The 20,440-nt window shown below is 60.7% G+C and carries 20 protein-coding genes and 1 tRNA gene; 6 read left to right on the forward strand and 15 right to left on the reverse strand.

The window, feature by feature from the left end:
* From HKD21_RS14615 to HKD21_RS02840, 7 genes are all read right to left on the reverse strand, one after another.
* On the reverse strand, positions 1-135 hold a 135-nt coding region (locus tag HKD21_RS14615), incomplete at its 3' end, for an NAD-dependent epimerase/dehydratase family protein (RefSeq protein WP_194254112.1).
* A 538-nt stretch (positions 136-673) separates the two neighbouring features.
* Positions 674-749, reverse strand: a tRNA-Glu gene (locus tag HKD21_RS02815).
* A 41-nt stretch (positions 750-790) separates the two neighbouring features.
* Complete coding sequence (gene recJ, locus HKD21_RS02820) at positions 791-2,590, reverse strand: single-stranded-DNA-specific exonuclease RecJ (protein WP_194254113.1); 1,800 nt, start codon at positions 2,588-2,590, stop codon at positions 791-793.
* A 10-nt stretch (positions 2,591-2,600) separates the two neighbouring features.
* Positions 2,601-3,602, reverse strand: a complete 1,002-nt coding sequence (gene glpX / locus HKD21_RS02825; RefSeq protein WP_194254114.1) for a class II fructose-bisphosphatase — start codon at positions 3,600-3,602, stop codon at positions 2,601-2,603.
* Positions 3,599-4,888: a homoserine dehydrogenase gene (locus HKD21_RS02830; protein ID WP_194254115.1), complete on the reverse strand. Its 1,290-nt coding sequence runs from the start codon at positions 4,886-4,888 to the stop codon at positions 3,599-3,601. The genes glpX and HKD21_RS02830 overlap by 4 nt, the downstream gene beginning before the upstream one ends.
* A complete protein-coding gene (locus tag HKD21_RS02835; RefSeq protein ID WP_194254116.1) occupies positions 4,885-6,111 on the reverse strand; it encodes an LL-diaminopimelate aminotransferase in 1,227 nt (408 codons plus the stop codon). Before HKD21_RS02835 ends, HKD21_RS02830 begins: the two co-directional genes overlap by 4 nt.
* 136 nt (positions 6,112-6,247) lie before the next feature.
* The gene (locus tag HKD21_RS02840; RefSeq protein WP_194254117.1) at positions 6,248-7,240 is read right to left on the reverse strand and encodes an OmpA family protein; all 993 of its coding nucleotides are present in this window, start codon (positions 7,238-7,240) and stop codon (positions 6,248-6,250) included.
* A gap of 165 nt (positions 7,241-7,405) precedes the next feature.
* Between HKD21_RS02840 and HKD21_RS02845 the strand changes: the two genes are divergently transcribed.
* Together HKD21_RS02845 and HKD21_RS02850 are read left to right on the forward strand one after the other, a co-directional pair.
* On the forward strand, positions 7,406-8,083 hold the full coding sequence (locus HKD21_RS02845; RefSeq protein WP_194254118.1) for an ATP-dependent Clp protease proteolytic subunit: 678 nt from the start codon (positions 7,406-7,408) through the stop codon (positions 8,081-8,083).
* A 54-nt stretch (positions 8,084-8,137) separates the two neighbouring features.
* On the forward strand, positions 8,138-9,112 hold the full coding sequence (locus HKD21_RS02850) for a ferritin-like domain-containing protein (protein ID WP_194254119.1): 975 nt from the start codon (positions 8,138-8,140) through the stop codon (positions 9,110-9,112).
* A 64-nt stretch (positions 9,113-9,176) separates the two neighbouring features.
* Here the strand turns inward: HKD21_RS02850 and recA are convergent, their stop codons facing one another.
* From recA to HKD21_RS02885, 7 genes are all read right to left on the reverse strand, one after another.
* A complete protein-coding gene (gene recA, locus HKD21_RS02855) occupies positions 9,177-10,214 on the reverse strand; it encodes a recombinase RecA (protein ID WP_194254120.1) in 1,038 nt (345 codons plus the stop codon).
* 205 nt (positions 10,215-10,419) lie between these two features.
* Positions 10,420-11,496 (reverse strand): EscU/YscU/HrcU family type III secretion system export apparatus switch protein, encoded by a 1,077-nt coding sequence (locus HKD21_RS02860; RefSeq protein ID WP_194254121.1) that lies wholly within the window; start codon positions 11,494-11,496, stop codon positions 10,420-10,422.
* 3 nt (positions 11,497-11,499) lie between these two features.
* Positions 11,500-12,354, reverse strand: coding sequence for a flagellar biosynthetic protein FliR (locus HKD21_RS02865; RefSeq protein ID WP_228120864.1), 855 nt, complete (start codon positions 12,352-12,354; stop codon positions 11,500-11,502).
* 59 nt (positions 12,355-12,413) lie between these two features.
* Positions 12,414-12,686: a flagellar biosynthetic protein FliQ gene (locus tag HKD21_RS02870; RefSeq protein ID WP_194254122.1), complete on the reverse strand. Its 273-nt coding sequence runs from the start codon at positions 12,684-12,686 to the stop codon at positions 12,414-12,416.
* A gap of 2 nt (positions 12,687-12,688) precedes the next feature.
* Positions 12,689-13,036, reverse strand: coding sequence for a flagellar hook-basal body complex protein FliE (gene fliE / locus HKD21_RS02875; protein ID WP_194254123.1), 348 nt, complete (start codon positions 13,034-13,036; stop codon positions 12,689-12,691).
* Positions 13,037-13,041: 5 nt separating this feature from the next.
* The gene (flgC, locus tag HKD21_RS02880) at positions 13,042-13,449 is read right to left on the reverse strand and encodes a flagellar basal body rod protein FlgC (protein ID WP_194254124.1); all 408 of its coding nucleotides are present in this window, start codon (positions 13,447-13,449) and stop codon (positions 13,042-13,044) included.
* A gap of 13 nt (positions 13,450-13,462) precedes the next feature.
* Positions 13,463-13,855: a flagellar basal body rod protein FlgB gene (locus HKD21_RS02885; RefSeq protein ID WP_194254125.1), complete on the reverse strand. Its 393-nt coding sequence runs from the start codon at positions 13,853-13,855 to the stop codon at positions 13,463-13,465.
* Positions 13,856-14,080: 225 nt separating this feature from the next.
* Between HKD21_RS02885 and HKD21_RS02890 the strand changes: the two genes are divergently transcribed.
* Complete coding sequence (locus HKD21_RS02890) at positions 14,081-14,386, forward strand: flagellar biosynthetic protein FliO (RefSeq protein WP_194254126.1); 306 nt, start codon at positions 14,081-14,083, stop codon at positions 14,384-14,386.
* 11 nt (positions 14,387-14,397) lie between these two features.
* The gene (gene fliP, locus HKD21_RS02895) at positions 14,398-15,150 is read left to right on the forward strand and encodes a flagellar type III secretion system pore protein FliP (RefSeq protein ID WP_194254448.1); all 753 of its coding nucleotides are present in this window, start codon (positions 14,398-14,400) and stop codon (positions 15,148-15,150) included.
* A 54-nt stretch (positions 15,151-15,204) separates the two neighbouring features.
* On the opposite strand, the gene HKD21_RS02900 is transcribed toward fliP, so the two are convergent.
* The gene (locus tag HKD21_RS02900) at positions 15,205-16,635 is read right to left on the reverse strand and encodes a gamma-glutamyltransferase (protein ID WP_194254127.1); all 1,431 of its coding nucleotides are present in this window, start codon (positions 16,633-16,635) and stop codon (positions 15,205-15,207) included.
* A 232-nt stretch (positions 16,636-16,867) separates the two neighbouring features.
* On the opposite strand from HKD21_RS02900, the gene HKD21_RS02905 reads away from it, so the two are divergent.
* Positions 16,868-17,626, forward strand: a complete 759-nt coding sequence (locus HKD21_RS02905; protein ID WP_228120876.1) for a DsbA family protein — start codon at positions 16,868-16,870, stop codon at positions 17,624-17,626.
* Between the two features lie 228 nt (positions 17,627-17,854).
* Positions 17,855-20,440, forward strand: a complete 2,586-nt coding sequence (locus HKD21_RS02910; protein ID WP_194254129.1) for a putative bifunctional diguanylate cyclase/phosphodiesterase — start codon at positions 17,855-17,857, stop codon at positions 20,438-20,440.

The following is a 20,440-nucleotide window of genomic DNA, read 5'->3' on the forward strand; positions in this document are numbered from 1 at the left end:
CCATGCGGCGTTATGGGTGTAGCTTCTGGCTAGCCCACGGCTGACACTGACCACCTCGTGACTTTGATCGATAAGCGCTGGCACAAGATATGTCCCGATATGGCCCGTGCCACCGATGACGATAATTCTCGACATTGCTAATCTCCATGCAGATACATGTTCACAGTGTGTCGTTGAGAATAGCGCCTACTGCAGCTTTTTCTTTCCTCTACTCTTTCAATGTAGCGATGAAGAGAACTCACCAAAACAAAATAGACGGTCTTTTCATAGCTATTGATAGCGCGAGGACGATCAAAGATTTTGTGTAGGATTTCTGCATTGTATTGAAGAAAAGACCTATTGGATCGTCTATTTCCCTGATCGGATCGAGACCGCGCACTTTGATTGCAGTTTCTTTAGGCCAAGTATGGGTAAAACGGGTTGTATTGAATGTTCTGACGATCCACTAACCCTTAACGGGCTTGCGTACCTGTACTGCTTCGGGCCTCTACCGCTCACACCATATGGGAGAGGGTGCCTGCGGCGAGATCGTTAGCATTCGCGATGGATTTGGTGTGGTCCACAAGACAGACTCCGAAAAAGAACGGAGCTATCGCTGGTCCAGAATCGCCACTTAATTTTTAGCTTTGGCGCCTAGTTCAGCTCTGAATTGCTGACGCTATTACCAAAAAATTGGTGTCCCGTACGGGATTCGAACCCGTGTTGCCGCCGTGAAAGGGCAGTGTCCTAGGCCTCTAGACGAACGGGACTGGAGGCGTGAGCGGGTGTATAGAAGGGGTTTCGGGGGGCGTCAAGCGGCTGTTGCGTCGGAAATGAAAAAAGATAGATTTTTTCGCTCCTGCCATGTTTCGGCGCGCAATGTGCCTGCGACGTGGAGCAGGGGCATGGCGCGGTCTTCCAGCAGGGGGGCGAAGGGTTTGTCGCCCGCACGGAAGATCAAACCCCGCAGGCGGGTGTTTCCGTCCTCGCCCTGAAGGATGACGCGGAGCGTGTTGCCGTCCTTGCCGATCCGTTCGCTTTTGACACAGCGGACATTGCTGATGGCGAGGACCGGTTCTTCATTGCCGGGGCCAAAAGGTTCCAGTCGGGCGAGCTGATCGGCCACGGCAATGGATGCTCCGGCCAGTGTCATGATGCCATCGAGTTTCAGCGCGTCCTGTTGGGGCAACGCTAGCGCGGTGGAGAGTTGGGCGTTCAGGGTGGCGTGAAACTCTTCGGCTCGGTCTGCGGCAAGGGAGAACCCGGCGGCCATGGCGTGTCCGCCGCCTGTGAGGAGGAGGCCGTTCTGACGGGCGGCGATGATGGCGGTTCCGAGGTCCAGTCCGGGGACCGAGCGGGCCGAACCTTTGATGACGCCATCGGTCAGAGCAGCGACCAGAGCGGGGCGGTTGTAGCGCTCTTTCAGGCGGCCTGCGACGATGCCGACGACGCCGGGGTGCCAGTTTTCACCGTGCAGAAAGATGACGGCATGGCCTGCATCAAGCTGCTGCTGGGCCTGTTCCATGGCGGAATCGAGGATCGCGGATTCGACGGTCTGGCGCTGGCGATTGACGCGGTCGAGCTGTTCGGCGAGGGCGCGGGCTTCCACGACATCTTCGGAGAGCAGAAGTTTCAGGCCCAGATCCGCCTGTGCGATGCGGCCTCCGGCATTGATGCGGGGGCCGAGGGCGAAACCGCAGGCCATGGCACTGGCTTCTTCCTTCACGCCTGCGACGGAGGAAAGTGTGGCCAGTCCGAGGCGCTCTCCGCGCGACATGACGCGCAGACCCTGCATGACCAGTGCGCGGTTCAGGCCGGTCAGGGGCATGACGTCACAGATGGTGGCGAGGGCCGTGAGGTCGAGGCGCTGGAGCAGGTCGGGGATGGTCTGCCCGTCGTCGAACCAGCTGGTGCGGCGCAGGAGGCGGATCGTGGCGACCATGGTGAGGAATGCGACGGCGGTGGCGCAGATGTTGTTCAGTCCCGATGCGCAGTCCAGCCGGTTCGGGTTGACCACGATGCCTTTCGGCAGGGCTGCTCCATCGGGTTTGTGGTGATCGAGAACGATGATGTCGGCACGGTCTGTCAGGCTGTTGAGGATGTCGATCGCTGCCGTGCCGCAGTCGATGCAGACAAGCAGGGTCGCACCTTTCGACAGCAGGTTTTCGAGGGCTGCGGTGTTGGGGCCGTAGCCTTCGGTCAGGCGGTCGGGGATATGGGTGCTGACGGTACAGCCGAGTTCGCGCAGCGTGTCGCAGACGAGGGCCGTGCCGCAGGCGCCGTCCACGTCGTAGTCACCAAACAGGCCGACATGCTCGTGGTTGCGGACGGCCTGTGCGAGACGTTCGGCGGCCCGGTCCATGTCCTGCAGGCAGGAGGGGTCGGGCATGGCGTCGCGCAGGCGGGGATTGAGAAACGAAGAGGCGTCGTGGGGTGCGACGCCTCGTGCCGAGAGGATACGAGCAAGAAGTTCAGGAATATTGGCCTGCTGGGCGAGAGCGAGAGCCAGTCGGTTGTCTGCTTCCGCCAGTCTGGGATCGCGCCAGATCCAGCGGCGGTTTCCTGCGCTTCGGGTTACGCCGAGGACGGCGCCCGTATCGTCTGCGAGCATGGTTCTCCGTTCAGGACGCGGGTTCTGCCTGTGGTGTGAAGCTGTGATGGCTCTCTATATAGCGCACCGTGCGGGATTTTGAACGCATGACGATGGAATGCGTGCGGGCGCGGGTTGCGCTCGGACGTTCCACGCCCTTCAGGAGCGGACCGGATGTGACGCCTGTTGCGGAGAATAGGACGTTGCCGGCGGCCATGTCGTGCAGGTAGAGCTTGCGGGCCGGATCAAGGCCATTCGCCATTTCCCGGGCGCGCTGGCGCTGGCTGTCGTCTTCGAACAGAAGACGGCCCTGCATCTGTCCTTCCATGCAGCGGATGGCTGCGGCGGCCAGAACGCCCTCAGGCGCACCGCCAGAACCGGCGTACAGATCCACACCGCCACCGTCCACGCAGGTTGCGATGGCAGCCGCAACGTCGCCGTCGCTGAGAAGCATCACGCGGGCGCCGGCTTCGCGGGCGTAGGCAATCAGCTCTTCATGTCTTTCACGGTCAAGCGCGCACAGGACCATGTCCGACACGTTGCGCTTTTTGGCCTTGGCCAGCGAACGCAGATTGTTGCCGATCGAGGCGTCCAGATCCACCACGCCTTCCGGAAGATCCGGGCCGACGACGATCTTTTCCATGTAGATGTCAGGCGCATGGAGGAACTTGCCGCGTTCGGCCAGCGCCACGACTGTCAGGGCGTTGGGCAGGCTCTTGGCGCACAGATTCGTGCCTTCGAGTGGATCGACCGCGATGTCCATCGCAGGGCCGCCGGAGCCGACTTTCTCGCCGATATAAAGCATCGGGGCTTCGTCCATCTCGCCTTCGCCGATGGTGACGACGCCGTCGATGGCGACAGTATCGAAGGCAGCGCGCATGGCCTGTACGGCTGCGCCGTCTGCCTCGTTCTTCTGGCCGCGACCGGTCCAGTGCGCGGAAGCGATTGCGGCCGCTTCCGTCACGCGCACGAGCTCAAGGGCAAGGTTGCGGTCAGTGACGCGATAGGGAGGGATGTTCTGAGGGTCAATCACGCAAGGGGATCCTCGATTTTGAGCACAAGCGGCTTTCCGGTCACGACAGGAAGGACGGCAAGTGCTGTTGCGGCTGCATGAATGGCTTTTTCAGGAACCTGATGGGTGATGATTGTCAGGTCGGCACATCCGGTTGCAGCGTCATGCTGGGAAACAAAGTGAACGGAGACATCGTGGTCCCGGAGAACCGATGTCAGCTCTGCCATTACGCCCGGACGGTCCTGAACGTTCAGACGTAAATAGAAAGCGCTGTTCAAATCAGCGAGACTGGCACAGTCAGCGGCAGGTAAAACAGTGGTCGTGCCCCACACGGGAATGGCGGTTCCCCGCGCCAGATCGATCAGATCGGCGACGACGGCGCTGGCGGTCGGGCCTTCGCCTGCACCACGGCCGGAGATGGTCATCGGACCGCTGAAGACGCCCTGTGTGGAGACGGCGTTGAACACGCCTTCGACGGCAGCGATGGGAGCTTTGGCGGGAACGAGGCAGGGGCGGACCCATGCTGCGACACTGCCGTTGTCAGCCTGCCGGGCCATGCCGAGGAGCTTGATGCGGTATCCGAGTTCGTCGGCGAATTTCAGATCGGTCGCGGTGATGTCGCGGATGCCCTGAACGGAGAGCGTATTGAACGCGATGGGGCGGAAGGCCAGACCGGCCAGAATGGCGAGCTTGTGGGCCGTGTCCCAGCCATCCACATCCGTGGAGGGTTCGGCTTCGGCATAGCCCTTGGCCTGTGCTTCGGTCAGGACGTCCGTGAAATCCCGGCCTGTGGCGCGCATTTCGGTCAGGATGTAGTTGCAGGTCCCGTTCAGGATGCCGCCGACGCTGAGAAGGCGGTCTGCGGCCAGACCTTCGCGCACGAGCTTGATGGCGGGAATGCCGCCCGCAACGGCGGCCTCGAACAGGAGGGGGGCGTTCTTTTCCGAAGACAGGCGGCTGAGGCTGTCGCCGTGCAGAGCGACAAGCGCCTTGTTGGCGGTCACGACCGGCAAGCCGCGCTCGAGCGCGGTGCGGACCATGTCATACGCCGGACCTTCGGAGCCGCCGATGAGTTCGACGGCCACGTCGATGTCCGGGTCCTGCGCCACGGCGGCGGCACTGTCGTGCCAGCTCATGGCGGACAGGTCGGCGCCACGATCGCGCGTGCGGTCACGGGCCGTGATGGCCACGACTTCGATCGGCCGGCCGGCCCGGGCGGTAATCAGGTCAGCATTCTCACGCAGGAGACGAATGACACCGATCCCGACAGTTCCGAGTCCAGCCAGTCCGATCCGCAGTGGTTTCACGATGATGCAGCTCCAAGAAGATCAGCGGTTCCGGCCCCGGCGCCGTGCCGGGTCATGAAGCCCTTGATGGCCCGCGTCGCCTGACGCAGCCGCTGGGTGTTTTCGACAAGTCCGATCCGGACAAAGCCCTCGCCGTATTCCCCGAATCCGAGGCCTGGCGCAACTGCAACCCCGGCTTCCTTGAGCAGGAGCTTGGAGAAGGCGACGCTGCCCATTTCGGCGAAGGCAGGGGGGATGGGGGCCCAGGCGAACATCGAGCCTGCGGGAACGGGCACGTCCCATCCGGCACTCTGAAGACCACGCAGGAGAACATCTCGGCGGTCTTTGTACATGGCGCGGATTTCGGACACGTAGTCCTGCGGGCCGTTCAGTGCGGCAACGGAGGCGACCTGAATGGGCGTGAAGGCGCCATAGTCCAGATAGGATTTGATGCGTGTGAGGGCTTGGATCAGTTTCGGATTGCCGACCGCAAAGCCCATCCGCCATCCAGCCATGGAGTAGGTCTTGGACATGGACGTGAATTCGACGGCCACGTCCTTTGCGCCCGGAACAGCGAGGAGGGACGGGGGCGGCTCGTTCTCGTTGAAATAGATTTCCGCATAGGCCAGATCGGAGAGGATCCAGATTTCTTCCCGGCGCGCGAAGGCCACGAGTTCCTTGTAGAAATCGAGGTTTGCGACAAAGGCTGTCGGGTTGGACGGGAAGTTGACGATCAGTGCTGTCGGCTTGGGTACGGAATGGCGGACGGCGCGCTCCAATGCGCGGAGCATGTCCTCATCCGGCGTGGCCGGGATCGAGCGGACGGAGGCTCCGGCGATGATGAAGCCAAACTGGTGGATCGGGTAGGACGGGTTCGGGACGAGGATCGTGTCGCCGGGGCTCGTGATGGCGGCGGACAGGTTCGCCAGCCCTTCCTTGGAGCCGAGCGTTGCAATGACTTCGGTTTCCGGGTCCAGCGAGACGTTGAAGCGGCGCTCGTAATAATTCGCCATGGCCTTGCGCAGGCCCGGAATGCCGCGGCTGACGGAATAACCGTGAGCGCGGGGATCGCCGACCGTTTCAATCAGTTTCTGCACGACATGAGCCGGAGGCGCACTGTCGGGGTTGCCCATGCCCAGGTCGATGATGTCGTCACCGGCGGCTCGCGCGGCGGCCTTGGCCTTGTTCACTTCAGCGAACACGTAGGGCGGCAGGCGGCGGATGCGGTGGAACTCTTCGGTCATGACCAGCTCTGGGGCAGAGGGTGAAAGGGAGAGGGGACGATAGACAGGTTTTTCCAGGAGTGGAACAGTCTGACTGTGACAGACCTCACAATGTGTCTTTTCGCCTCTTGGTCAGCCCCTTGTCATAAGCCTCCTGTCAGCCCCCGATCGTGACGCGTACTCCGTCGCCGATGGCTTCGGCCTTGAGAATAATGGCCGAAGCCGGAACGCCGCGCTCGACCAGAGCGCGGGCAACCACACGGGCACGGAGCAGGCCAAGGGCGATTTCGCGGTTCTGATCCGCAGGAGCGAGGGCAGCATCAGAACTCATGAAGGCTCCGAAACCCCGGATTGTCAGAGAGCGGTTTCCGCGCTGCGAGACGATATGCTGGTAGTCGCCCTGTGGACTGCCCATGACGTGATCGGTGGCGGGTTGAAAGCGGATCAGGGTGCCTTCGGGAGTTGAGGTGTCGATGTCCGGGCGGATGGGATCGCTCAGCAGAGCGTCACGCGGGAGGTCGAACCCCGGAAACTGCGGCGGCGGCGGGGGAAGGTCCCCGATTTTCGGAAACTGGCCGGGAGGGGTGGGGGGGATGGATTTGGCCACCACGGGAGGAAGTTCGGCTTCCGGGGCGGGGGGCTGAGCCTGAACGGGAGGCTTTTTCGCGGGGGCCGGGGGCGGTGCAGACGCTACTGCGGGGAGGTCTGGCGCCGGGTTGATGGCGGACGGGGCAGGAGGCTCCGGCTGGCCAACAGTTGTCATGGTCATGCCGCTCTGTTCTGCGTTGGCGGTCGTCACGGCTGCCGGGGTGGTTTTGGGTGGAGGCGGGATGACCGGGAGGGCGCCTTGGGCGGCACTTTCGCGATGGGCGAGGTTGCGCTGCGCCTCAAGGCGGGTCGTTAGCGACAGCCGGGCTTCCGGGGTTGGGAGGTTTGGCGCTTGTGTAGGGGTGCGGCCGACATGGGGGTAGGCCAGATTTTCGCCTGGCGGGGGGGCGCGCAGCTTTGCGATTTCGCCGCCCTGGAAACCATGCCACCAGCCAGTAACGGTATCGGTCATGTCCCGATGTTGGCAGGCTGAGAGCAGTGGCGCGGTCATCAGCAGAAGAAACGGGATTTTCCCCGCAGTTCTGCGTGTTGCCGCTGTCATGGGCTGCCTGTTGATCCCTGGGGCCACTGTGCCGTTCCTGCCGTCTTTGGAATATCGAAATATGGCGGACACTAGCGGTTCGGAACCGGGAAGGCGAGTGGTGCTGTCCGGTTCACGTAGAAGGAGGACTTGGCACCGACGAAAACGAAGCGCAGGATAGGGGGTATGAAGATGCATGCTGGATCTGGAAACGATATGGATATCACCAGAATGAACCCGACCCGCCTGGATGACGAGCCGGATGCTCCGGAGCGCGAAACCCGCGAGGAAGACAACAAGACGCTGAACAGCCCGATCAGCGAGCTTGAAGGCCGTCTGTTCGATCAGCGGAAAGTTCTGATTTTCGGCGGTATCAACGACAAGATCGCGCGTGATGTCACGGGGCGTCTGCTGGCGCTGGCCGGAACGTCCGACAAGCCGATCGACGTCTATGTGAACTCGCCGGGTGGTCATGTGGAGAGTGGTGACACAATCCATGACATGATCCGCTTCGTGGATTCGATTGCGCCGATCAACATGATCGGAACCGGCTGGGTCGCTTCCGCCGGGGCGCTGATCTATGCGGCTGGCCGTCCGGAACGGCGTGTCTGCCTGCCAAACACGCGCTTTCTGCTGCATCAGCCGATGGGCGGGGTGCGCGGCCCGGCTACGGATATCGACATCGAGGCCCGCGAGATCATCAAGATGCGCGAGCGTCTGAACCGGCTTTTCGCTAGAGAAACCGGACAGACCTACGAGAAGGTCGCCAAGGATACGGACCGCAACTACTGGATGTCAGCGCAGGAAGCGATCGAATACGGGCTTGTGAACCGTATCATCCACTCTGCGACCGATCTGAAGTAAAACGACAAGCTCCAAGGGGCACGGCGTGTCTTCGGACACGCCGCGAAGACCATCATGAAAAGTCTAGCCGAAATTTATTCCCATCTTCCCGACGCACCATCGGAGAAGACGCTAGAGCGCGTTGATTACGAAGCGCGCCACTGGAGCAGCCCGATCCAGGGTCCGCTCAAGCCCGGTACGGAAGAGCACAAGCGGGCTGTCGCTGTGATGTTCCGCGACACGTTCAATCCGTACAAGCCCTCCGTCATCGACTGGCCTGAACTGGACCCGGAGACGCTGCATCGCATCACGTCTCTGCCGATTTGGGATATTGCGGTTCAGACCGAGGGTAAGGCGCGTCTGCGCATGGCTGCCTATGCGGACATGATCAGCGATCCGGACATGAAGGACGCTCTTTCTCGGAATGCATGGGAAGAGAACCGGCACAAGGAAGTCCTGTCCAAGCTGGTCGAGGCCTACAAGATTCCGATGGCGCCGGAGCCTCCGTACATTACGCCGAAAGATACGGAATGGGCGTATCTGGTCACGGGTTTTTCGGAATGTGTGGACAGCTTCTTTGCATTCGGACTGTTTGCTCTTGCCGAACGAGCCGGTCTGTTTCCACAGGAGTTGATCGAGACGTTCGAGCCGGTGATGCAGGAGGAATGCCGTCATATCCTGCTGTTTGCGAACTGGCTGGCCTGGCATCGGGCGACCATGCCGGTGTGGAAGCGGCCTTGGTTTGAGCTGCGTGTAATCGGAGTGTGGCTGTTCCTCGCCTATGAGCGCATGGGGCTGGCCCGCTCGATTGACGACAATGGCGAAGAACACACTCAGGACAACAACTTCACCGTCACGGGTGCCAAGGACATGACGGCTATGGACGTCAAGGTTCCTGACCTCATGCAGCTCTGTCTGGATGAGAATGACCGTCGGTTTGCAGGCTATGATCCGCGGCTGCTGCGGCCCACGACGACCCCGGCGATTGCACGCGTCATTATCAAGGGTGCGAAGCTCTGGGACCGGGTTCGCAATCGGGCTGTCGCCTGAACGGTCTTTTTCGCAAGAAACGCAGGCAATAAAAAGGGCTCCAGTACGGGAGCCCTTTTTCGTTTCAGTCTTCCGAAGTGCCGTCTGCGTCGGGTTCTGGGTCCGTCATCAGGGCGTCGGCGAGGACACCGGCTTCGGCACGGATGCGCCGTTCGATTTCGGATGCCATTTCCGAATGGTCGCGCAGGAACTGCTTGGCGTTTTCACGTCCCTGACCAATCCGCTGGCTGTCGAAGGAGAACCATGCCCCCGATTTCTCGACGATGTTGCCCTTCACGCCCAGATCGAGCAGTTCGCCCATCTTGCTGATGCCTTCGCCATACATGATGTCGAACTCAACCTGACGGAAAGGCGGGGCCATCTTGTTCTTGACAACCTTGACGCGGGTCTGGTTGCCAACAACCTCGTCCTTGTCCTTGATGGACCCGATGCGGCGGATGTCGAGGCGGATGGAGGAGTAGAACTTCAGAGCGTTGCCGCCTGTCGTCGTCTCCGGATTGCCAAACATCACGCCGATTTTCATGCGGATCTGGTTGAGGAAGATCACGAGCGTGTTGGAGCGCGAGACTGTTCCCGTCAGCTTGCGCAGCGCTTGGCTCATGAGACGGGCATGCAGACCGACATGGCTATCGCCCATATCGCCTTCAAGCTCTGCGCGTGGGACGAGGGCCGCCACGGAATCTACGACCAGAACGTCCACGGCGCCGGAGCGAACCAGCGTATCGGCGATTTCCAGAGCCTGTTCGCCGGCGTCCGGCTGGCTCAGGAGAAGATCGTCAATATTCACGCCGAGTTTGCGGGCGTAGCCGGGGTCCAGCGCGTGTTCGGCGTCGATGAAGGCGACGGTGCCGCCCTTCTTCTGGGCTTCGGCCAGAACATGCAGGGCGAGCGTAGTCTTGCCCGAGCTTTCCGGGCCATAGATCTCAACAATACGGCCCCGGGGCATGCCGCCGATCCCCAGAGCAATGTCCAGCCCGATCGAGCCGGTGGAAATCACATTGGCTTCCACTTTTGGCCGCTGGCCCATGCGCATGATCGAGCCCTTGCCGAAAGCACGCTCAATCTGGCTGAGTGCGCCTTCAAGCGCCTTGGTCTTGTCCATTCAATCCTCGCAATAGGTTCGGGCTGGCGTTTGCAGGATACGATAGACCGGGCAGTCATTCTCGCAAAGTGCCGTATCAGACACGATTATCGCCTGCTCGTGTTCTCAAAACGTTCTTATGAAAGGCATATCATGTTTGGCCCCTGAAAAGCCAAGGGGAAGATGGGCCTTGGAGGAAGATTTTTTCCAGACCAGGCGGTCAGGTTTATTCCCGAGGAAGTGAAAGACCGCCGGGACGTTTGAGTTTCCACACATAGGCGATAATGGTCGCGACAACCTTGAAATGCTCGGCCGGGATCTCGCTTTCCAGTGGCAGGGTGAAGAGGGCACGGGCCAGAGGCGGGTTGGGCACAATCGGAACGCGGTTGTTCCGTGCGATTTCCCTGATTTTGGCGGCCACGTCATCCATGCCTTTGGCGACGATTTTCGGTGCGCCGCCTGTACCTTTTTCGTAAACGAGAGCGACTGCATAATGCGTTGGGTTGGTGACGACGACGGTGGCTGTTTTGACGGCTGACATCATGCGTTGTCTGGCCGCTTTGGCGCGCAGGGCTTTCTGGCGGCCTTTGACATGAGGATCGCCCTCTGCATTTCGATACTCGTCCTTGAGGTCTTCCCGACTCATTTTTAGTTTGGAAAGATGGCGAAAGCGCATCCAGAAAATATCTAAGCCCGCGATCACCAGTTGCGCGCCGATCATGGCCGCGGCGGCACTGAATCCGAGATCCGTCATCATTTTCAAAAGCGGGCCGGGCTCCAGTCCGACCATTCGCGATGCAGTTGGAATGGCGTTTTTAGTAATGTGCCAGAGGACTGCGGCGAAAATGGCAAATTTTGCGAGAGCTTTGAACGTATCCGGCAGGGTCCCGCCTCCCGCGATGCGCTTGAAGCCAGCGAGAGGGGAAACCCGTTCGAATTTTGGTAGTAATGAGCCGGGATGGATCAGGAAACCCGTTTGCAGGAAACCGGCTCCGAGGCAAAAGACGGCAACGGTAGCGGCCATTGGGACGGCTAGGGAAATACCTGCTTCAATGGCATGATCCGTACTGCTCAGCAGGCCTCCTTGCGCCATTGGTACGGTTCCGGCATTGGCCATGAGCGTCTTCATGCTGTGAACGAAATCCGCCATGAGATAGGGCAGAATCATGAAGATTCCCGCAAATCCGCCTAGCAGAGCCATAGAGCTCATGGCCTCTCGGGACATGACGATCTGGCCGTCCTCGCGCGCTTTCTGCAGGCGTTGGGCCGAGGGGGCTTCTGTTTTGTTGTCGGAATCGGACATTGCTTAGAGCCCTGGAAGAGCCCGGAGGACGTCGAAAGCCTGTCCCTGCCAGATAGCGATCATGGTGCGGAGGGTGAGACCGAGAAGGGCGATGCCGCCCAGAAGTTGCAGGGGGCTGGCAGCATTATAGATCTGCAGCGTTGGCAGCAGGCGTGTCATGATGCCTAGTATGCCCTGCCAGACAAGAGACAGGATCAGGAAAGGCGCGCTGAGTTCCAGCCCCAGAGCGAAGCTGTGCTCCGTGAGCTGAATGATGCCCTGTGCGGAGTCGCCCAGCAGGTTCCAGTGTGCATGTGTGTTGGCAAGGAGGAGCGTGCCGCCGGGAGGAATGATGGTGTAGCTGCCGAGGATTGCGTGGATGGGCAGGATATAGGCACCCGTCACGAGCAGTACGAGCGGAGCCAGCAGGTTGAGGAAACGGGCGGGCGCGGAACTGCCGGAACCCAGATCCGGATCAGGCTGAAGGACGCTGGAAATTCCCATGCACACCGCGATGATCTGACCGGCGATTGGCAGGGCCATGCAGATCAGTCGGGCCATCCAGCCGATCAGCACCCCTGCGAAAAGCTCAACGGCAATCATGCCGCACAAGCCGACAGGAGCGAGGGTGTCCAGATGCGTCTGCATCAGAAGGGGGGCGACGAGCGGAAGGAGCAGGATCGTCAGTGTGATGGCGCATCCGGCACGGACGATCATGGGCATGGACTGTTCGCCAATGCCTGGCATGAGCATGACGACCCCGCCAGTACGAGAGAGAACCAGAACGAAGGCAAGGGCCCAGATGCTCAAAACCGGACCGCTGAGATCAAGGCCCTGAAGTGCTGTGGGGGCTGCCGTATCGACGAGACCCATGTTCATAAAACGGTTTCTTTGAGCGCGGGCATGTCGGTACGATCCGGATCTGAAAGGCGGCAGGTTCAGGTCGTGCCGACGAGAATGAGCTGATCGAAGAGTTGTCGGGCAAAACCGATGAGCGTTGCGGTCATGAAAGAGCCTGCCATCACCATGACGGCGCCAATGGCCAGAACCTTCGGAACAAAGGACAATGTGGCTTCGTTGAGTTGGGTCACGGCCTGTATGAGGGAGACCAGAAGGCCGACACCAAGTGCGGTAAGCAGGGCAGGAGCGCTCAGTTTGAGAGCAACAATGAACGTCTGCTCCAGAATGGCGCCTAGATCGATGGCCTGCATGGTCAGATCGTCATCTTCATCACGTCCTGATACGCCTGCACCATGCGGTCGCGGATCACGGTCGTGGTCTGAAGGGCAAGCTGTGCGTTTGAAATGGCGGTGACGATCTGGGTCATGTCGCCACCGCCCTTGAGGCCCTGAGCTGCCTTGGCTTCGGCATCGTGGCCGCTGTCGATGACGCTGCTGACGGACTGGGAGAGGACGGAGCCGAAATCTGTTCCGGAAGTGCTGCTACCTGTTGCAGATGAAGTCCGAAGACCGTCCGCAATATCGTCCGTTACACCCTCAAGGCGACTCTGGAGGCTCTGGGCAGCATAGGCGTTATGGGCGTGGGAAATGGAGTTGAGCATCTGGATTACTTCAGCAGATCGAGCGTGCGGGACAGCATGGTCCGGCTGCTCTGCATGGCGTTCAGGTTGGCTTCGTAGGAGCGCTCGGCTTCACGCATGTCCATCATTTCGGTCATGGAATCCACGTTGGAAACCTTCACGTAGCCGCGCGTGTCTGCGGCGGGATGGGATGGGTCATAACGGGTGTTGAAATCCGACATGTCCTGACCGATGTTCTGGACACCGACGGTCGAGGCACCGCTTTCGTTATCTACCTGTTCGGCGAAAGTGATGGTCTTGCGGCGATAGGGATCCGCGCCGGGCTGGGAGCCGGTCGTATCCTGATTGGCGAGGTTTTCCGCAACAACACGCAGGCGCTGGGCCTGTGCGTCCATGCCGCTTGCGGAAATACCGATGGTGGTGGACAGGTTCATCCGTCAGCGTCCTTTATTTGCCGAGCGCGGTCTGGAACATGCTCAGATATTTGGAATAGACGTTCACAGCGAGGTGCTGCTGGTCGTTCACATCCGCGACCTGTTCCATCTGTCGGTCCAGTGAGATCTGGTTTCCGTCCAGGGATTGCTCCGACGATGTTTCGATGACGTGCGCGCCGGAGGCCGTGTATCCGATATGGTTGGGCTGCGTGACGGTCGGGGTGATGTCGAACTCGCCCAGGGCTGCTTCGAACGGGGAGACGTCTCTGGCCTGATAGTCCGGCGTGTCGGAATTGGCGATGTTACCGGCCAGTACCTGCTGGCGGGCCTGAAGCCAGTTCATACGGTCACGACCCAGAGAAAAGAGGTCGGTGCCGCCTGCGCTGGTTGAGTCGATGTTACGCATCGCGACAGTCTCCGTCATGCAGGAACCGGGAAAATGCCGGCGTGGAGTATGATGGCGCGAAATATTTAATAAATGGTTGCCTAAGTCGCAGATTCGGGGGCGACCGACCGATATGCCCCGCACGTCTCTGAGGTTGTCGTCAGCCTTCTGCGTAAAAGTCGTCGTCAATTAAGCGGTCATTAACCGATCTTGGGCATCATGCCGGGGAATGAGGATGACTGACCTATGACCCTGCATGAGTGCGTGAACGCGATTGCCGCGCTGATTTTCATTGTCGTGCTGATTTTCTGTACCCGGCCTCTGTTGAGGCTTCTGGAGCAAAAAAAGAGCGGTGCGAGGGGCGGGCAGGCGGGGCTGTCGCTTGTGGGGCAAATGGCGCTTGATCGGACGCGGCGTCTCTCGGTCGTGCGGTATGGCACGCGGGAAGTTCTGGTTCTTACAGGGGGTAATCAGGACATCCTGATGGACTGGACGGAGCGGGAGACTTTTACTTCGGCACTGGATGAATCCGCTGCGGAGGACGTGGCGTGAGGAAGGTTCTGATGCGGCTTGGGGCGGCTTTGCCCTTCGTGCTGCTGCTGGCGTGTCTGTGCGTGCCGCATCTGGCGCATGCTCAGGCTGTGAGCATTGATTTGGGGCAGAGTGGAGCGAACGGAGGGGCCGGGACGACCAGTCGTCTGGTGCAGCTTACGGCGCTGATTACGGTTCTGTCGCTGGCGCCGAGCCTGTTGGTGATGATTACGGCGTTTACGCGCATCGTGATTGTTTTGTCGCTGTTGCGCAGTGCGCTTGGCGCGCAGGGGACGCCGCCCAATACGGTTCTGATCGGGTTGTCGCTGTTTCTGACCCTGTTCGTGATGCAACCGACGCTTCAGAAGTCGTGGGATGCGGGAATCGAGCCGATGATGGCCGGACGTGTCGGGGAAATGGAAGGGCTGACGGCAGCAGCCCAGCCGTTTCACGACTTCATGGCGGCAACGGCACGTCCTGCGGATGTGGCGACGTTTCTCAATATCGCGCATGAGAAGCCCCCCGCGAAGATTGGTGATACGCCTTGGCGCGTACTGGTGCCTGCATTCATGATCGGGGAACTGCGGCGCGGTTTCGAGATGGGATTTCTGCTCTATCTGCCATTTCTGGTCATCGATCTGGTGGTGTCCAGCGTGCTGATGAGCCTAGGCATGATGATGCTGCCGCCGAGTACCGTGTCGCTTCCGTTCAAGCTGATCTTTTTCGTGGTCGTTGACGGATGGTCACTGGTGGCGGGAAGTCTGGTGCGAAGTTTTACCGGATAGAATCCAGAGATAAAAAAGCCCCGCCGTTTCAACAATCGGCGGGGCTTTTTTTTGTTAGTGGGTGCTGTCGTTTGTGGTCCCTGCTGCGAGGCCTGCAGCGCGGGGGTCGGTGACGCCGCGGCACGAATCGTCGCCGTGGCAGACAATCGCGTTGATGCGACCGGCGCCTTCATGAGGGATCGGAGCATCATGCGCGGCGGCGCGTGCAGCGTCTCCGACGGCGTCCGCGGCCTCGTTCTGGCCTGAAGCCGCAATGACGGCGCGCAGGCTGCGCTGGTCACGCAGGATTGCAGCGGAAAGCAGCGGCTGCGGCGTGCGGGCCGGGGAGGCGCTGAGGACAACGCCGGTGCTGCCGGCGATGCGGCCTATTCCGAACAGGTTGTTTTCGCTCAGGGCGCAGGCCACGGCCATGCCGGAATGATCAGTCACCACAAAGGACGTCGAAGCCGGAAGGGACGGCAGGCTGCCGCTGCCGGAACGGCCGCTGTCGAGGGCTGCCTGAGCGGCGGCCAAGGTCGTGTTGCCCGAGGCGCGCCATGCGGCGACAGCGCCCTGTGCGGAGGCGCCCGTCGTATATCGGATGGCCGCGCCGAGGCCACCATCAGCGGGCGGAGCGAGGAACGAGGCGTTCATGCCACCCTGATGGGTCGTCAGCGCGTCCGTCTGGACGGGGAGGGTCTGTCGCATGTTGTCGTCGTTCAGACCGCCGCCCGCTTTCTGGGCGGCGGTGACATAAACATCGGCGAGGGCGCCGTTATAGAGGTCGCCGACGCCTGCGACGCGAATGCGTTCAAGAAAGCCTGCGAGGCGGGGCTGGGCCAGACTGTCACCAGCGGCGAGCGTGTTGGCTTCGCCACGTCCGAAAATGGTGCGCGCACTTTCATCCGCCAGAAGGGCCGTGCGGACGGCTGCCAGATCGGTCGCAAGGGCGCGGCTGACAGTGATGCCGGTGCTGGCCAGGTTCAGGGCTGGGGCGATCAGATCGTTGAACTCGACCGTGCCGTAATGGAGCTGCATCAGATACAGGCCACGGAAGCTGGCAGGCGTGCCTGCCGGGCGGTCAGCGCCCTTGCTGGTGCCGGGGCGGGGCAGGAAGGCAATGGACTGCGCTGCTTCGCCGGGCCGGCTGATCAGGCACGCTCCGCCGCCGCCGTAGGAGGCGCGGGAGGGTAGGGTGACGCCGAGGGCGAGGGCCGTGGCGGTCGCGGCATCGGCAGCGTTGCCGCCGCGGGCCAGAACGTCATGGCCGACCAGTGCGGCCTGAGGCTCGTCGGCGACGACCGTGCCGATGCTGCCGCCTGCGGGAGCGGCCGTTTCGCTGATGCCCACGAGGTGGGAGCCCGGGATCCATGAGCAGGCGCCCAGAGGCACGCCCAGAAGGAGGCCCGAGGCAACCGAGGCCATCAGTGAGGCCGGAAGACAGGACGCGATGCGACGGGTCTGTGTGGCGTCCGGGGTGGAAATCTGGTGTTGACGATGCGCCACCTGGCGTTTCTCCAATGTCTGGTCACGACTGTCCGGCCTCGTGGCCTTCGCGGAGGACGGGCGCGGGCAGACGGGTCTGCGCCGTGGGTCCGGTTCCGGCTTTTGTTCCCTCATAACGGCAATCTGCGGTTTGTGGGAGGGGCGAGTTGGTGTCTTCTCTTTGCGGTGGACGTTCTTTATGGCGTATGGATCAGACATTCTGTCTTTCTTTCAGCTGATCCGGAGCTTTCCATTGAAACACCATCTGCTTGCCACGGCGTCTGCTGTTGTTGCCGGAATGGCCTTTCTTGTGGGCGGACAGGCTCTGGCGGCTCCGGCCACGTCTTTCACGCCAGCCCAGCGCGCCGAGATCGTCGGCATCATGCGCGACGCATTGCAGAACGACCCGAGCATTCTGACGGATGCCATCCGTTCGATCCGTGAAAAGGCCGAGGAGCAGAAGCAGGATTCGACGCTTGCTGCCGTGAAGGCGCATCAGTCCGAGCTTCAGAGCGCTCCTGACTTTGCCATCCGGGGCAATCCGCATGGGAAGATCACGGTTGTGGAATTCTACGATCCGCGCTGTTCGTACTGCCGGTCCATGATGGGCGAGGTGGATCGTTTCCTGACCCGTCATCCGGATGTGAGGCTTGTCGAAAAGGTCGTGCCGGTTCTTGGGAGCAATAGCGTTCTGGACACGCGCGCCATTTTCGCGGCCAGTGCGCAGGGCAAGTACGACGTCATGCGCAAGGCGCTGATGGAAGATACCAGCAAGCCGAGCATGGAACGGATCGTCGCACTGGCGCAGGCCAATGGTCTGGATGCCAAGAAGCTGACCGCGGATATGAGTTCGCCCCAGACTGTGGCGCTGATTACGACCAATCTGGATCAAGGTCGCGCAGTCGGTCTGGATGGGACGCCGACTTTCATTTTCGGCACGGCGGCTGTGGCGCCTGGAGCGCTTGAGGCAGATCAGATGGATGCTTTTCTGGAACGTGCCCGCAAAGCCTGATGGTGCGGGCGTTAGAAACCCTTCTAAAAGGTTAAAAACGGCTGGTGCCGTCGGGGTTCGCGGAGGGAGACTTCGTGAACGTTAAAGGAACTCGCGCAGAACCGGTTTTCCGGGGGTTGGCACGCGCGTGTTTGCCGTTATGGTTTTCCGGTTTTCGTGAAACGGCGTTCTCCTGATCCTAGAGAAGTCGTTTCGGACTTTTGACGTGCTCCACTGGTATGACGGTGTATGACAGACGACAGACAGTCCGGCGCGGGGAGCAGCGTCGGCGGGGAACGGGGATCCGGGGCATCTGGCACGTCTGAGTGTCAGGATGGAGCCTGTGCTGAAGAACCTGACCGGCAGGGTTCCGGAGCAGCGCGCCTGAAAGGGTGGTTCCGACGATCGCTGTTCGTGCGATGGGCTGTCTTTCGTATTTTCAATCGCATCCGCGCCTCCGGTTTGAGGAAAGACCTGTTTTTTCAGGCGACGCAGGTTCCGGCGTATTTTCAGACGGCGTTCAACCGGGGCCAGTTGCGGACGATGAGATTGCTGCTTCCGCATCATCTTCTGGCGCAGGCCATCAGTGCCCCTGTGGTGGCTCTTGGGGTATGGTCATCGAGCCGATGGCTGGCTCTCCTGCTGCTTGCAGGGGTCGAAGGCACTTTGCTGCTCTGGTTTTTCCGGATTCAGCCAAACATTCGAAACATGAGGAGCTTTGCGGATTACGTGTCGCTCCGCTGGGCGCTCCGGGTGCTGAACGGAACTCTCGGGGCGGTCTGGTTCGCGTTCATCATTCTGGTCTTTAGGCTGCATTGTGAGGACATCCACCTTCTGACGCTCGGTGTGTGTTTTGGGTTCATGGCGCCACTTCTGCTCTGTGCTCCGGTGAGTGGAGCGGTCGATGTCATGGTCGTGCCGGTCATTGCGGGAGCTTACGGTGCATTGTTGGAGGGCTGTTTTGATCGCTCCCTCTTGTTTACGGCCTCGTTTTTTCTCATGGCCACGGTTTGCGGGCTTTTCGTGTTGGGGATCAGCCGGCTGGTGAGTGTTCTGCTGTGGCGGATGCAGATGGCGCGCCTGAAGCAGCGGGAGCAGGCGGATATCCTGTCGCTGCTTACGCGACAGTCTGCGGCGCCGACCGGGCGCTGGCTCTGGGAAACGGACGAGGCAGGTGTTCTGCGCAATCCTTCTGCAGGGCTTTGCCGGGTTCTAGGGCGCGATGAAACGCAGATTGCGGGAAGGACACTGGGAAGTCTTCTGGAAATTCCGGCGTCAGGTATCGATCAGTCGGGTCCGATCTCTCCGGAACGGCATCTGGCGCATTGCCTGACGCACCGACTGGCGTTTCGGGAATTGATTGTTCGGGCTATGGCCGCGCCGGATGCAAGATGGTGGATGCTGACGGGAGAGCCGGTCTTCCGCGACGGGGTGTTTCGTGGATATCTGGGGGTCGGTGCGGATGTGACGGCCCTTCAGCGTATCCGGGACCGGCATTTTCATCGTGTAAGGCATGATGCCCTGACGGGGTTGCCGAACCGGCTGGCTTGTCAGGAATATCTTCAGAAAAGTCTGCTAGAGGCGATGCGGCTCGCGCAGACATTCGTGGTGATTCTTATCTCGCTGGACGTTTTCAGTCTGGGAAGGCGACGCGTCATGACGTCGGACGAGGCGGCGGCAGTATTTCAGATGAGCCTGTCGCGTCTGGATGCCTGTCTTGCCCAGAATGTGCCCAAAGATCTGAACGGTGCGGATGGCTGTTTTGTGGCCCGGTATGGCGCGATGGATCTGGCGGTTGTGACGGGAATTCCGGTCGAACAGAAGCGTCACTTCATGGAGACTCTGGCTCTGGAGATTCTGTCAGCACTGAGTGGGCCTGTGACCGTGCCTGAAGATGTGGTCGAAGACAGGCTCGACGTGGAGCCTGCAATCGGCATGGCGATATCGACGACAGGAGATGGTGAGGTTCTGGTCGAGGCCGTTGAGACGGCGTTGCGGGATGCAAGGGCCGAACGTGTCGGGCGCTACAGCATTTTTGATCCATGCGAGGAAATGGCAGGAAGCCGCCAGCAGACTCTGTTTCGCGATGTGCGTCAGGCTTTACGGCAAAAAGCGTTCGCCTTGGTGTATCAGCCGATCGTGAATGCCCAGACCGGGCTGGTGATCGGGTTCGAGGCGCTGTCCCGGTGGAAGGGGTCGGCACATAAACATCTGTCGATCGAAAAGGTCATCGACACGATTGCCGAGACGGGGAGCGGTCTGGAGTTCGATTTCTGGGTTCTGGAGAGCGCATGTCGGGTGGCGCGGCGCTGGCCTGCGCCCTTGTGGGTCTCGGTCAACATGACAGCGACGCATTTCTCCCTTCCCGATATCGCGGAGCGTATTTTCCGGGTTCTGGATCAGGTGGGTCTGGCGCCGCACCGGTTGCAAGTTGAAGTGACGGAGACGCAGGCGCTTGAGGTAGGTCCGCTTGTACATCATGCCTTTCGCGAACTGGAATTCAGAGGGGTGCGAATTGCGCTGGATGATTTTGGTAAAGGATTTTCGACGCTGATGTATCTGCGGCAGTTTCCGTTTTCCAAAATCAAGCTGGATGCGGCCTTTATTCAGGACATGTTGCAGGATGCGCGCAGTGCGGCGGTGGTGCGGAATGTGATTGCGCTGGGGCGGGATCTAGGCGTCGCGGTGACGGCAGAGGGCGTGTCATCGCCGGAGCATTGCCGCCATTTGCAGGAGCAGGGCTGTACGGAAGTTCAGGGGTTCTATCTGGGGCGCCCGGTTCCGGAGGAAGACGTGCCGCTCTTCTGGGGGCGGCGGGTGGCGGACCTGTCCTGA

This window comes from Gluconobacter cerevisiae, assembly GCF_015244675.1.
Taxonomy (GTDB): domain Bacteria; phylum Pseudomonadota; class Alphaproteobacteria; order Acetobacterales; family Acetobacteraceae; genus Gluconobacter; species Gluconobacter cerevisiae.